Raw genomic sequence first — 12,842 nt, forward strand, 5'->3', positions numbered from 1 at the left:
AATCGACTCGCGGTGCCCGCACACCGTGCTTGAACGCCGCACCGCATTGCCAGGACGCGTACGTGAAGTCGCCGCCAGCAAACAGCGCTGGCGGCGACTTCACTGCATGTGTTTTTCGGATGCGCTAGAAGAGGTGACGAACACCCACGATGATGCCCACACTGCTGCCGGTCGGCTCATACAGTGCGCCATTCACCGTAAATCCGGTGTGCATCAACCCGTGGTTGTTCACGCATGCGGCGGAGCCATACAAGGTCGTTCGTTTCGACAGAAAGTAGTCGAGCCCGGCAGACGCCAGCAAAGAATGGTTCGCCGAATCGTTGCTGTCCCGCATGTACCAAACGCCCAGGTCGGCGGACAGTGTCGGCGTGATGAGATATTCGCCACCCGCTGCGTACACTTTCTCATTGAAGGAGCCGGCGATCTTGTAGCTTGTGTACGATCCCTTCAGTGTCGCGCTTCCCCACGTATAGCTCGCGCCGATCGTTCGCCCGCTGAATTCGATCGTTGATGGAAATGGCGTGGAAACGCTGGCCGACCCGCCGGGATTGCCACTGAAGAGGGCCGCGTTCACGACCAGGTCTTTCCATTCGTATCTGACGCGTGCCGCGTATTGGCGCCCCGACTGAAATCCGTTTGGATCGCCACCCAGCGCCAGCAATGCACTCGCTTGTATGCCGGCGATCGTCGGGCTCGTATAGGACACGGCGTTCGCGACGAAAATCCCGGTCGCGAAAAAATTGCCCATGTAAATGCCGGCCTGACTCCCGAAGAACGACGCATGCCGCGCGTCCGTGTCGACGATCGCGAGTCCGAACGGCGAATACTGCAGGCCGGCCTTGACGGTACCGAACCGTCCGGACAGACCAACGAAGGCTTGCCGTCCGAAGACATTCCCGTTCGAGTTGCCCAGCGCCCCGTTGTTCGTCGTAAAGCCGCTTTCCAGTATGAAGATTGCCTTCGTACCGGCTCCCAACTCCTCGACACCGGTGATACCGAAGTGCGACCCCGACATCCCGCCATCCGTTGCCGATACCTGATGCGGACCACTGGCACCCGTCCCGGCGTCGACGGTACGACTCGTGTACATCACACCGGAATCCACGACACCATACAGCGTGACATGACTCTGCGCATGCGCTGTTGACGTCAGCCCCAGTACGGCGATCGAGATGGGGATCAGCAGCATCGGACGGAATCTTTGCATCTTTCTCATGTTGTTATGTCTCCTCCATTCATGCAGGACTGCAAAACAACCAACAGGGATCGACCTCCATGCAGCGCTCGGCGTATGGCGATCAAATGAAGTCGGACCGATAGCCGCTTCGGCTTCTGTCCTCAGTGCTGCCAGGCATGCGCGCTGGACCGTCGGCTTTGCTTGAACTCTGCCGAGTCCGGAATCGATGCCGCTCGCGACGCCGCCACGAGACCGGATCGTAAATGGCGAGCGCGCATCGGCCGCAATCGGTTCACGGCATCGATGACGCGATGAAAAGCGTCAGCGTGTTTCCGTTGCTGCACGATGCCGCGCACCAGCAGCCCGCGCCGCCCTTGCCCGCTCGAAGTAAACGAGCCGATGGGATGGTCAGGTATTCACGGAAAGCGCCAGCGGCATCAAGTCGTTGGCTTGCGTCCGCGAGAGGGCGTACAGCTCGAACCAGTTGCACCACTCGACCATCAGGTGGTCCGAGTGGCCGTCAACGAGTTCTTCCGGTGCGGTCGACGGCCAGAAGATCTCGAGCCGCGCATCGAACCCCGGAAGCGTGTCCCTGAATTGATGCAGCAAGTAACCCACGGTCACACCATCGGGTGTCTCGACGCGCCCCATCATGCGATGCGGCATGTCAGGCGCCAGTTCGATCGGGATACCACGCCAGTCATCCAGATGGCGGAGCTTCAGGAGGGCCGGCGATTTTGTATGGCCCGGTACCTCCAGAATGCCGACCCGCCCGTCCGGGAGTGGCAGCGCACCGAGATGCTCAGGGTGAGCGCGGAGCATTGCCGGGCGGTTCGGCCCGCCATACCCGTCCCAGAACCAGGTCACGAATTCAGCACTGGTTCCCACCGCGACATGCGCTTCGGCAACGGACGAACTGAAGCGACCATTCGCACGCAACAACCAATCCTTCTCGTTCGATTCGTGCTCCGCGATCTCCGTCGCAAACAGACCGACCATGCCATCCGCCCCCAGTTTCTCCATGAGCAACGCCATCATGTAGCGAGCCCTTTTCACCTCCATTCTGAGGATGTCCTCGCAGGCCACCTCTTTACCCGACTTGAAAAACGACACTGCTTTCACTTGAACCTCCGTGGCACTTGAACGAGTTGCCATGTTTCCCGACTCGTGCCACTAACGCAAGTAAACTTGCGTTAGTGTTTACCGCATGCCTGTCGGCCGTCGCCCAGGGTCGTGCCCGTGGTCGGGCTGCTGCGACGACGCGGGCGGTCGATGCAACGATGTGTAAAATCCGCTCATGCCAAAGTCAGCCGAACAAGAACCGCCGTCGCCCCGTCGCCGCCTGGGCGGCCGTAGCGCACGCGTCCGTGAAGCGGTGATCTCCGCAACGATTGCCCAATTGCAGGCGTCAGGTTTCGAGGGGCTCAACATCGGCGCCATCGCTGCACTCGCGGGCGTGCATGAGAGTTCGATCTATCGCCGCTGGAAGAGCAAGGAAGGGCTGATGATGGAGGCCGTCTTCGAGCTTTTCGCCGAACACATCGCGATACCGGATCGGGGCTCGCTGCACGCGGATCTCGTCGCGCTGCTGTCGGCAACCGCGCGCTACTTGAGAACGGGCGTGGGCAGGTCTGCCATTCAGTTCGTGCTGGCCACGTACAACGATGCGGCCGTGGCGGGCGAACTGCGCAGGTTGTGGACGAACCGCTTTTCGGCGGTTCAGCAGATTTTCGATCGCGCGGCAAAAATGGGCGAGTGGCCGCAGGGGGCGGACCCGATGCCCCTGCTTCATTGCCTGATCGGCGCCGTTTATCTACGCACGCTGATCCTGCACGAGCGCGTCACGACCGATCAGATTCGAGAACTGACGCACTGGATCCTTCGCGAGCGAGACGCCTGAGCATCGGGAATCTCAAAGGTCAGGCCATCAGGGCCAGGCGAGCGCTTTACGACGCGCTGTCCAGATCGATCGAGCGGGAATCGGCTGCCGAAGGTTCACCCAACGCCCCCGGCACGCCGAAGCCTGCCGCAGCGGTCACGCCGCATTGAATGGCCGAATCGCGTCGTCTACCGTCCTGGTGCAGGACGTAGGGCAGTCGATCGACGCCACGGCAGCCCCGACAACTGCAGAGCCACCCCTAGCGGGCCTTGGTCGATGTTCGCCCCTGAAAAGTCGTCTCCCCCGCCCGCCCCAGATTCCACCAAGCCATCACCGCCCCCACCCCCAACAGCAGAACCGAAACGATCAACGCCCGCTCCATCCCATGGACAAACGCCACGCCCCCTGTCTCACGAACGAAGAAGCCAAACAACGCGACGCCCATCACGCCGCCCACCTGTCGCGCCGTATTCAACAACCCCGACGCCACACCCGACTGCGCGCCGCTCACCGCCGCGAGCGCCGCGTCCGTGATGGTCGGTATCGTCAACGCGATGCCGCCGCCTGCCAGCAGCATCGGTATCGCGAGCAACCCGTTGGATTGCGTAGCGATCGCCGGCCACATCGCCAGATAACCGACCGCTGAAATCGACAACCCGGCCGTCGCCAGCGTGCGCGCACCCAGCCTGCCGGTCAGTCGTCCGGCGACGATGCTCATGACCATCAGCACCCCCATCATCGGCAGAAACGCGACACCCGCGCGCACCGGCGTCATATGCCAGACCGACTGAAACAGCAGGCTCAACGTAAAGACGATGCCGTAGAAGACCAGATTCGCGATCGCACCGATCACGATCGAGCTGCGGACGATCCGATCCTGCCACAACCCGGCCGGCAGCATCGCGTCCGGATTGCGCGCCTCCAGCCGGACGAACGCAATGCCCAACGCGACGCACAACGTGAACGGACTCACGATGACCGGACTGCGCCACCCCAGCGCACTGATCTCGGTCGACGCGAACGTGAGCGCTGCCAGCGCAAACGCACCGGTCAGTTGCGCCGGAAGATCGAGACGCCGGCCGCCCTGCGCTTTCGTGTCGGGCGCAAACCGCCACGTCATCCAGATACCGGCAATGCCGACCGGCACGTTGACCAGGAAAATGCTGCGCCAGCCGACTGCAGCGATGAGCAACCCGCCGGCCAGCGGCCCCGCGGCCAGCGCAATGCCGCCGCCGGCACCCCACCAGCCGATCGCGCGGCTACGCGCTGCCGCGTCGTCGAATGCGAGACGCAGCACGGCCAGCGAGTTCGGCACCAGCAGTGCGGCGCCGATCCCCTGAACGAGACGCCAGGCGATCAACGCGCCGATGGCATGCGCGAGGCCGCAGCCGATCGATGACAGCGTGAAGATCGCGTAGCCGGCAATGAACACGCGCTTTGCACCCAGCCGGTCGCCGAGCGCGCCCGCCATCAGCAGGGTCGCCGCGAACACGAGCGCATACGCGTTGACGACCCATTGCAGGTCGGTGAGCGCAGCGCCAAACGCCGTTCGCAATGCATCGAGCGCAACGTTGACGACGCTGACGTCGATCAGGACGACCGCATAACCGAGGCACGCCGCCGTTTGAACCAGCCGCGGGTGAGGTGTGGATGAGGTCTGCATCGGCAATTCTTCGCATTCGGAGGATTGAAGCGTAGAGGATCGCCTTCTGTGCGAATATTCCGCAAAACAGCACAGCAGCCTGGAGAAAATGCACCGATGTTCGACTGGGAAAACCTGCGTTACTTCGTTGCCGTCGCACAAGCGGGGAGTCTTTCCTCGGCCGCCCGGCGATTGAACGTCGACCACGCGACAGTCAGCCGTCGCCTGGCCGCACTCGAATCGGAATTGAAGATGCGCTTGATCGACAGGTTGCCGCGCGCGTGCCGGCCGACCGCCGCCGGCCGGCAGATTCTCGAGTTCGCCGGGAAAATGGAGGAGCACGCGTTTGCGATCGAGCGCCTCGCGCTCACGGAACATCTGCCGATGCACGGCACCGTGACGATCAGCGTGCCGCCCGTGCTCGCCAACAATTTCTACGCGAATCATCTGTATGCGTTCGCGCAAATGCATCCGGGCATTCGGCTGTCGATGGCCAGCCAGGCGCAAAGCGTATCGCTCGCCCGTCGTGAAGCGGATATCGCCGTGCGCCTGTTCCGCCCCGACGAGCCGCAAAACGTGACGCGCAAGCTGGGCGAGATGGCTTTCGGGCTCTATGCGAGTCGCGACTATGCGCACGCGTCGACGCCTGACGATTGGGCCTTCATCTGCTACGACGCGCAATTCGCGGAAATGCCGCATCAGAAGTGGCTCGAATCGATCGCTCGAGGTCGCCGCATCGCGTGCGAAGTCAGCGATATCACGACGCAGCAGGTCGCGGCCCGTACCGGAATCGGCGTCGCGGGCCTGCCCGTGTTCATGGGCGATGACGATCCGGGGTTGCAGCGCTTGCCGTTCGACGGGGAACCGTACGCCCGCGACATCTGGCTGGTCGTGCATGCCGATCTCAGGCATTCCCCGTCGATTCGCGCGGCGATCGACTTCATCGCCGACGTGACGGGAAAGACCTTCGCGCCGGATTCGAGGCAGTAGCGACGTCCATCACCGCGGCGTGCGATACCGGGCGCCGGGATCGATTGCGATGCCTGCGCCGAGCTTCACCACGCCCCTTCTTGCGGGCGCGTGGCGTCAACACCCATCTGCACACACACGCGCCCCATCAAACCACCGCCCTCAACCACCCCAGCACATCCTCCTGCGCACTCTCCGCCACCACCGGTTCCGGCGTCAACAAGCAGTAATCCGAACCATCCTCGACGAACCCCATCGGCGCGACGAGCACACCGCTTTCGATGTCATCGCGAACGAGGTGCCACGGGCCGATCGCGACACCGAGCCCCGCAACCGCCGCCTGCAGACTGAAATAGAAATGGTCGAACGTCTGCCCGCGCCCGCCTGCGGCCGGCTGGTTCGCCGCCACCGCCCATTCCTTCCACGCGTGCGGCCGTGTCCGCGTGTGCAGTCGCGGAACATCCGCCTTCAACGAGCGACTGCCACGACGCGCGGAAAACCACGCATCGACCTTATCCGGCCGGCAGACCGGCCCCACCTTCTCCGCGAACAGCCGCTCCGCGTGATAACCCGCCGGCCATGCAAAGTCATTGCGTCGAATTGCCATGTCGATGCCGCTGTCGAATGAGAACGGACCGCCCGCGGCAGCCAGATGAATGTCGACACCCGCATGCCGCGCCTGAAAATCCGGCCAGCGCGGAATCAGCCAGCGCATCAGAAGCGTCGGTTCGCACGACAGCACCCAGCGCCGCGCCCGGGCAGCCTCGGTACGCAATTCCTGCGCGGCGTGACGCATCAGCCCCAACCCGTCATGGACGGCCTGCGCCAGCTTGCGGCCCGCATCGGTCAGGAACACGCGACGGCTGCGCCGCTGGAACAGCGCGACGCCCAGGTCGTCCTCGAGCAATCGCACCGCGCGGCTGACCGCGCCATGGGTCAGGCACAGCTCGTCGGCCGCACGGCTGAAATTCTCGTGACGCGCCGCCGCCTCGAAGCAACGCAGCGCCATCAGCGATGGCAGGTTCGTGCGAACGGACTGTGAGTCAATTTCACCATTCTGGTCAGAAATCATCGCTTTTTCCGATGGAACATAACCCATAAGATTGCGCCATCAAGCCATCAATCGCAAGGACAAGACGATGACCGAACTGATAGTTGTAGTCACCATCACGCTGCTGGCCGTGATCAGCCCGGGGCCGGACTTCGCGATGGTCACGCGCAACAGCCTGATGCTGTCGCGCCGCTCGGGCGTGCTCACCGCGCTGGGGATCGGGCTCGGCGTGACGGTTCACGTGAGCTATACGCTGCTGGGCGTCGGCCTGCTGATCCGCCAGTCGCTGTGGCTCTTCAATGCGGTCAAGCTGGTCGGCGCGATCTATCTGATCTACCTCGGCGTGAAGATGCTCATGACGAAGGCCGGCAACGGGCAGGCGGATGCACCGGCCGCACCGCTGTCCGACCTGGCCGCGCTGCGCACCGGCTTCCTGACCAATGCGCTGAACCCCAAGACCACGGTGTTCATCGTCAGCCTGTTCATGCAGGCCGTGCGGCCCGACACGCCGTTGATCGTGCAGATCGGCTACGGCGCGTTCATCGCCGTCGCGCATGCCGGCTGGTTCAGCCTGGTGGCCCTGTGCTTCTCCGCGACGGCCGTCCGCGATCGCCTGCTGGCGCTACGGCACTGGATCGACCGCACCTTCGGCTGCCTGCTCGTGGGCTTCGGCGTCGCGCTCGCCATCGCGCGCGGCGGGCGCTGATTCGAAACGGCGCGCCACCCGTCGATGCAACCGACCGGCGCGCTTCGCCGGCGCGCCGGATGCGCCGGATGCGCCGGATGCGCCACGCGGTCGCTTTAGAACGTACGCGCGATCGTGCGGGCTTCGTCGATCGCGCGACTGCGATCGACCGCTCCGTCGGGACCAAACAAGGTGCGCTCGACGACGATCCCGGTGACGTCCTTCACGCCCACGAACTTGAGCCAGGTCTCCATGTACGGGCGTTGCAGATCGAATTCGGCCGCCGGGGTAAATGAGCCCGGCGACTGATAACCGAGCCCGCGCGCGTAGACCACCGCCGCCTTTTTCCCGGCCAGCTTGCCGGCGAAACCTGTGCCGTCGAACGTGAACAGCACGTCCTTCTGCGAGATCACGTCGATCAGGTGCTTGAGTTTGTACGGAATACTGAAATTCCACAGCGGCACGCCGAACAGGAGCTTGTCCGCTTCGTGAAACGGCGCCGCGAGCTGCTCGATCCGTTGCCATGCCGCCGCCTGAGCCGGCGTCAACACCTTGCCGCTCAGTCCCGCATATTTCGCGGCCAGCGCGGCTTCGTCGAATTCGGGTATCGCCAGATTCCAGATGTCGAGCGTCTGTATCTCGTGATCGGGATGCGTGTGTCGGTAAGCATCGAGAAAGGCATTGCACACGTCGATGGACGCCGAATAGTCCTTGTTGGGTGAGCCTTCGATATAGAGCACGCGTGTCATGAAACCGGTCCTTGCCGAAAGTGACGGCGACGCGCGGGATGCGCGATCGCCCACTGCGCTTCGCAGCCTATCGGATCGACCTATAATCCGGAAACGATATGAATTGATCGAATTAACCCGAATTGGTGATCAATGAACACGCCGCTCGACACCTCACTGCTTCATACGTTCGTCGCCATCGCCGACGTACGGAGCTTTACCGGCGCAGGTCGCAGGCTGCATCTCAGCCAGTCCGCGGTCAGCGCGCAGATCGCTCGTCTCGAGGAGCAGGTCGGCCGGGCGCTGCTCGCCCGCAATACGCGCAGCGTCACGCTCACCGAGCATGGCCGGATGCTGCTCGGCTACGCGCGCGCGATGCTCAACCTGAGCGAGGAAGCGAAGGCGAAACTAGGCAGCGGCAACGCAGTCGATGTCACGCTGCGCATCGGCGCATCGGAGGATGTGGCGGGAGGCTGGCTGCCCGACGTGATGCGCCGCCACGGCGCCGCGCGGCGCGGCTTGCGGCTGAATCTGACGGTCGACATCGGCGACAGCCTGTTTCAACGGCACGCCGACGGCGAATTCGATCTCGTGATCGGCAGCCGGTGCGCGCACACGGGCCAGGGCGCGACGTTGTGGCGAGAGCCGCTCGTCTGGGCGTTTGCGCGCCACGAGCCGCTGCCGGAAGGCGATGTGCCGCTCGCGTGCTTCCCCGATCCGTGCCCGTACCGGGGCGCTGCCATCAAGGCGCTCGCGCTGGCCGGCATGCCCTATTTCATCGCATGCGAAAGCCCGAGCGTCACGGGCATCCGCACGTTCGCTCGCGCCGGCATCGCGATTGCGCCGGTGCCGCGCAGCGCGATCGACGACACGCTCCGCGAGCTGGGCGTATCAGAAGGCTTGCCGGCGCTGCCGGACATGGAATTCGTGATGATGCACGACGCGGGAATGCCGGCCGCCGTCGAATTCGCCGCGACGCTTGTCGATGAAACCGCCATTCGCAACGGGGCCGGCGTGCGCAACCGGCCCTAGCGTGCCGTTCGGTCACGGCCGAGGTTCGATCACATGCACTTACCGATGCATGCGCGCTCGACCACTATGGCGCGCCGCGTGCGAAGCAGCCGTGCGCCGGTCGCGGTGTGGCGGCGGTCTCAGCGCTTCGCGCTCAATCCCGCCCGCACGCCCGCCGGTTCCCGGCTGCGCCCGAGCAGCGCCGCCAGCGACAGATCCGCGAGCTTGCCGAACGGCGCACGCAGCAGGCTCGGCAGGTTCCAGCGCCCCAGCACGAACACGCCCTTCGCATGGCTCATCGCGCGGAATCCCTCGATGCCGTGATACGCGCCCATCCCGCTCGGGCCGACGCCGCCGAACGGCAAGTCTTCCTGCGCGACATGCAGGAGCGTGTTGTTGATGCCGACATTGCCCGACGTGGTGCGCTTGAGCAACGACTCGCAGTCGCTGTCCTGCGCGCCGAAGTAGTACAGCGCGAGCGGCCGCGGACGCGCATTCACGTAGTCGACGACTTCGTCGATCGTGCGATACGTGCGCACCGGCAGGATCGGCCCGAAGATCTCTTCCTGCATGACGGTCGTATCGTCACCGGCCCCGACGATCAGCGTGGGCGCGAGCGTCCGCTTGCGGGTGGCCGCCTGCTGCGGATTCACGCCCGCCTCGATCACGCGCGCGCCCTTGCTGCGCGCTTCGTCGATGAGACCTTTCAGGCGATCGAAATGCCGGTCGCTGACGATCGACGTGTAGTCGGCACTGGTCGGCCCGCCCGGATAGAAGCGCGCGACGGCCGCATCGTATTGCGCGACGAACGCGTCGAGATCGTCTTCATGCACCAGCGCATAGTCGGGCGCGACGCAGGTCTGCCCGCCATTCGACAGCTTGCCGAACACGATGCTGGACATCGTCCGGCCGTCGACATGCCCTCTCGCGACGATCGCCGGGCTCTTGCCGCCGAGTTCGAGCGTCACCGGCACCAGGTTGTCGCTGGCCGCCTTCATGACCTTGCGGCCCACCTGCGTGCTGCCGGTGAACAGCAGATGATCGAACGGCAAGCCGCTGAAGGCAGCGCCGACTTCCGGGCCGCCGAGCACGACCGAGACTTCCTCGCTCGGGAAGGTTTCCGCGAGCATCCGGCGCATCACCTCGCTGGTGCGCGGCGTCAGTTCCGACGGCTTGAGCATCGCGCGGTTGCCCGCGGCCAGCGCGGTGGCCAGCGGAATGAACGTGAGCGCGAACGGGTAATTCCACGGCGCCATCACGCCGATGACACCCAGCGGCTGGTACTCCACGCGCGCGTGCCCGGCCCGGTAAAAGATCCCGACGTGCCGGCGCTGCGGCTTCGTGAAGCGGCGCAGGTTGCGCGTCAGATAGTCGATCGCCTGGATCACGCCGACCAGTTCCATGATCGCGGTTTCGTGGCGCGAGCGGTGCCCGAAATCGGCGCTGACCGCCTCCTCCACTTCGCTGCGATACGCGAGCACCACCGCGCGCAGCCGCGCGAGCCGCGCCTTGCGCTGCTGCACGCTCGGCGGCCCCTCGCTGACGAATGCGTTGCGCTGGCGGGCCAGCAACGCCGCCGGGTCGAAGCTCGAGCTGGATTCTGCGGAAATGGCCATGGTGCACCTCACGAGGTTGCGTCGATGTAGACACTGTCAACTTGCATGCGGCGGATCATAGGCTCACAATGTGTTCCCTGTCAACATAGGAGCAACGCGATGTCGTCGGATGAGGCTGCGGACGCCGGGCAAAAGGCTTATCACCACGGGGATCTGCGGCGCGCGATCATCGACACGGCGCTCGACACGCTGCAGGAGCAACAGGGCTGGCAGTTCACGCTGCGCGAAATCGCGCGGCGCGCGAACGTCAGCCACTCGGCGCCGTACCGGCATTTCCCGGACAAGGCCGCATTGCTGCACGAGCTCGCGCTGATCGGCTTCGATCGGCTGAACGAAGACCTCGCCGCGTCCGTCGATCCCGCGGCGGGTGCACCGGACGTGCTGCGCGCGCTCGCTTACGCCCATCTCGCGTTCGGGCAGCGCAACCCGGATCTCTATCGACTGATGTTTGCCGCGGATGCCGGCGAGCCCACGGACATCCATCTCGATCCGCGCGTGCAGGCGCCGTTCCTGCTGGTCGTCGACATCCTGGAACACGGCCAGCGCGCCGGCACGATCCGTCCGCGCCCGGCGCTCGGCCAGGCGACCGGCTGCTGGGCGCATCTGCATGGGCTGACGATGCTGGCGATCGACGGGCGGCTGGTGCGCGAGAAGGTTGGCGATCACGCGATCGAGGATGCACTGACCACCTTGCTGGACGGTCTCGTGCTGCCCGTCAGCCCCGCGCGGCCAGCGAAGACGAAAAGGCCTTGACCTTCAACTTTGCTTGAAGGTTAAGGTTTGCCTCGGCAGCGTATCGAGGCCATGGGTATGGGTACTGCCATCCGACAATCCGGCGGCGCGTCGACGACGTCCGCCCGTGGCCGATGAAAGGGAACCGCATCATGAGCAAGCGCATCCTTCACGTCGTGAGTAACGTCGCGCACTACGCCGATCCGTCGCAACCGACCGGCCTGTGGCTGTCCGAGCTGACCCATGCCCATCAGATCTTCGCGGCGAAAGGCTATGAGCAGCGGCTGGTGAGCCCCAAGGGCGGCGTGTCGCCGCTCGAGCCGCGCTCGCTCAAATGGCCGCACGCCGACGCCGCCGCGAAAGCGTGGCGCGCCGACAAGGCCAATGAAGCGCTGCTGGCCACCACCGCGCGCCCCGACGAGATCGATCCGCCCGATTTCGATGCGATCTACTTCACCGGCGGCCATGCGGTGATGTGGGACTACCCGGACGATGTGGGGCTGCAGCGGCTCACGCGCGAGATCTACGAGCGCGGCGGTATCGTGTCGTCGGTCTGTCACGGCTACTGCGGGCTGCTGAATACCAAGCTGTCGGACGGCTCGCTGCTGGTTGCCGGACGCCGGATCACCGGCTACTCGTGGGTCGAGGAAATCCTGGCAGGCGTCGCGAAGAAGGTGCCCTACAACGTCGAGGAGCAGATGCAGCAGCGTGGCGCGCGCTACGAGAAGGCGCTGCTGCCGTTCACGTCGTACGTCGTCGTCGACGGCCGGCTCGTGACCGGCCAGAATCCGCAATCGGCGAAGGCGACCGCGGAACAGGTCGTCGCGTTGCTGTGATGGGATGCGCCGGCGTGCTGCCGCTAAGAGCGGGGCGACCGGCGGCGCACGACCGGTTCGTCGCGATCGGCGGCGGCAGTCGTAGCCTCGCCGCCACTGTCCTCCGCCGCATGCCCCGGCGGGATGCGCGACAGCAATCGCTTCGCATGGGTTGCACAATCGACCGGCTCCGGTTTCGCGGCAATGTCGGCGATCAGCGACACGATCTGCGCCTTGCTTTGCGCGAGCCGCGCCTCCAGCGCCTCGATGTCCCGCACCTTGCCGCACAGCGCATCCAGCAACGAAGCGCAGGGCCACTGCGCGAGGTCGGCCGGCATCAGCGTGCGAATCTCGTCGAGACTGAAATCCGCCTTCTGCGCGGCCGTGATCAGGTCGAGCACCGTCACCGCTTCCTGCGGATAGGTGCGATAGCCGTTCGCTTCACGCTCGACGAGCGTCAACAGACCGATGCGTTCGTAAAAGCGGATGCGCGAAGAGGTCAGGCCGGTGCGTTCCGCCAGTTCCCCGATCTTCATG

Annotated in this window: 13 protein-coding genes; 6 read left to right on the forward strand and 7 right to left on the reverse strand. The window is 64.8% G+C overall.

Annotated elements, in window-relative coordinates:
* Window positions 1–124: 124 nt before the first annotated feature.
* Both G3N98_RS08535 and G3N98_RS08540 read right to left on the reverse strand, forming a co-directional pair.
* On the reverse strand, window positions 125–1,216 hold the full coding sequence (locus G3N98_RS08535; RefSeq protein WP_206147906.1) for a porin: 1,092 nt from the start codon (window positions 1,214–1,216) through the stop codon (window positions 125–127).
* Window positions 1,217–1,585: 369 nt separating this feature from the next.
* On the reverse strand, window positions 1,586–2,299 hold the full coding sequence (locus tag G3N98_RS08540) for a hypothetical protein (protein WP_346779079.1): 714 nt from the start codon (window positions 2,297–2,299) through the stop codon (window positions 1,586–1,588).
* Between the two features lie 253 nt (window positions 2,300–2,552).
* Here G3N98_RS08540 and G3N98_RS08545 point away from each other — a divergent pair, with 253 nt between their 5' ends.
* Complete coding sequence (locus G3N98_RS08545) at window positions 2,553–3,077, forward strand: TetR/AcrR family transcriptional regulator (RefSeq protein ID WP_346779080.1); 525 nt, start codon at window positions 2,553–2,555, stop codon at window positions 3,075–3,077.
* A 238-nt stretch (window positions 3,078–3,315) separates the two neighbouring features.
* Here the strand turns inward: G3N98_RS08545 and G3N98_RS08550 are convergent, their stop codons facing one another.
* Complete coding sequence (locus G3N98_RS08550) at window positions 3,316–4,719, reverse strand: MFS transporter (protein ID WP_206147909.1); 1,404 nt, start codon at window positions 4,717–4,719, stop codon at window positions 3,316–3,318.
* Between the two features lie 96 nt (window positions 4,720–4,815).
* On the opposite strand from G3N98_RS08550, the gene G3N98_RS08555 reads away from it, so the two are divergent.
* Entirely contained in the window at window positions 4,816–5,688 is an 873-nt protein-coding gene (locus tag G3N98_RS08555; RefSeq protein ID WP_206147910.1) for a LysR family transcriptional regulator, read from the forward strand.
* A 127-nt stretch (window positions 5,689–5,815) separates the two neighbouring features.
* On the opposite strand, the gene G3N98_RS08560 is transcribed toward G3N98_RS08555, so the two are convergent.
* Entirely contained in the window at window positions 5,816–6,739 is a 924-nt protein-coding gene (locus G3N98_RS08560; protein ID WP_206147911.1) for a LysR family transcriptional regulator, read from the reverse strand.
* Window positions 6,740–6,806: 67 nt separating this feature from the next.
* Here G3N98_RS08560 and G3N98_RS08565 point away from each other — a divergent pair, with 67 nt between their 5' ends.
* Window positions 6,807–7,424 carry a LysE family transporter gene (locus G3N98_RS08565; RefSeq protein ID WP_089476533.1) on the forward strand — a complete coding sequence of 206 codons (618 nt, stop codon included), beginning with the start codon at window positions 6,807–6,809 and terminating at the stop codon, window positions 7,422–7,424.
* Window positions 7,425–7,519: 95 nt separating this feature from the next.
* Here G3N98_RS08565 and G3N98_RS08570 read toward each other — a convergent pair whose 3' ends face one another.
* Entirely contained in the window at window positions 7,520–8,152 is a 633-nt protein-coding gene (locus tag G3N98_RS08570; RefSeq protein ID WP_089476316.1) for an NAD(P)H-dependent oxidoreductase, read from the reverse strand.
* Window positions 8,153–8,284: 132 nt separating this feature from the next.
* Between G3N98_RS08570 and G3N98_RS08575 the strand changes: the two genes are divergently transcribed.
* The gene (locus G3N98_RS08575; protein WP_206147912.1) at window positions 8,285–9,163 is read left to right on the forward strand and encodes a LysR substrate-binding domain-containing protein; all 879 of its coding nucleotides are present in this window, start codon (window positions 8,285–8,287) and stop codon (window positions 9,161–9,163) included.
* Window positions 9,164–9,282: 119 nt separating this feature from the next.
* Here G3N98_RS08575 and G3N98_RS08580 read toward each other — a convergent pair whose 3' ends face one another.
* On the reverse strand, window positions 9,283–10,758 hold the full coding sequence (locus G3N98_RS08580; protein ID WP_206147913.1) for a coniferyl aldehyde dehydrogenase: 1,476 nt from the start codon (window positions 10,756–10,758) through the stop codon (window positions 9,283–9,285).
* 99 nt (window positions 10,759–10,857) lie between these two features.
* On the opposite strand from G3N98_RS08580, the gene G3N98_RS08585 reads away from it, so the two are divergent.
* Together G3N98_RS08585 and G3N98_RS08590 are read left to right on the forward strand one after the other, a co-directional pair.
* Window positions 10,858–11,511 carry a TetR/AcrR family transcriptional regulator gene (locus G3N98_RS08585; RefSeq protein ID WP_206147914.1) on the forward strand — a complete coding sequence of 218 codons (654 nt, stop codon included), beginning with the start codon at window positions 10,858–10,860 and terminating at the stop codon, window positions 11,509–11,511.
* Between the two features lie 131 nt (window positions 11,512–11,642).
* Window positions 11,643–12,326 (forward strand): type 1 glutamine amidotransferase domain-containing protein, encoded by a 684-nt coding sequence (locus tag G3N98_RS08590; protein WP_206147915.1) that lies wholly within the window; start codon window positions 11,643–11,645, stop codon window positions 12,324–12,326.
* 23 nt (window positions 12,327–12,349) lie between these two features.
* Here the strand turns inward: G3N98_RS08590 and G3N98_RS08595 are convergent, their stop codons facing one another.
* Window positions 12,350–12,841 carry a MerR family transcriptional regulator gene (locus G3N98_RS08595; RefSeq protein ID WP_206147916.1) on the reverse strand — a complete coding sequence of 164 codons (492 nt, stop codon included), beginning with the start codon at window positions 12,839–12,841 and terminating at the stop codon, window positions 12,350–12,352.
* Window position 12,842 lies beyond the last annotated feature (1 nt).

Origin of the sequence: Burkholderia sp. Tr-20390 (genome assembly GCF_017104595.1) — a bacterium.
Lineage (GTDB): Bacteria > Pseudomonadota > Gammaproteobacteria > Burkholderiales > Burkholderiaceae > Burkholderia.